The 480-nt window shown below is 39.6% G+C and carries 1 protein-coding gene; it reads left to right on the forward strand.

Annotated features, from left to right (window positions below; translation table 11 throughout):
* Nucleotides 1-325: glycoside hydrolase family protein (locus HMPREF3138_RS25780; protein WP_139145165.1), on the forward strand; the 325-nt coding region annotated here is incomplete at its 5' end.
* Nucleotides 326-480 lie beyond the last annotated feature (155 nt).

Here is a 480-nt window from a genome sequence, read left to right on the forward strand (position 1 = left end):
TCACTTAGTACTTAAAGGTGAAGATTTTAGTACTGGGATTTCAGAAGCACAAGCCGATACATTACTTGATAAAGATATAGCAATTGCTAGACGTGACGCTGGTCAACTTGGCGTAACACTACCGGCTGATAGTCGTTGGAATGATTTCTTAGTAATGATGGTGTTTCAACTTGGACTAACAAAGACACGTCAATTTAAAAAGTTTCTGGCTGCATTGAACAATGGTAACTATGCACGTGCAATCATCGAAGTGAAAGATTCAAATTGGTATCGCCAAACACCTGCACGTGTTGATTCCATGATCGCCTATGTAGTACGTGGGTGATATATGGCATGGACAATGTTTTATCAGGATGATTGGGATCTTTATGATGTAGTGGAATATGCCGCTTTCGTGTATCTGATTCAGTTTCCAGACAGCGGCGAGTACTATATAGGCGTTAAAGGTGTTTATCAAAAAGTCAAAGATGCTTCAAAGAT

Source organism: Serratia sp. HMSC15F11 (assembly GCF_001808215.1).
In the GTDB taxonomy this organism is placed as follows: domain Bacteria; phylum Pseudomonadota; class Gammaproteobacteria; order Enterobacterales; family Enterobacteriaceae; genus Serratia; species Serratia nevei.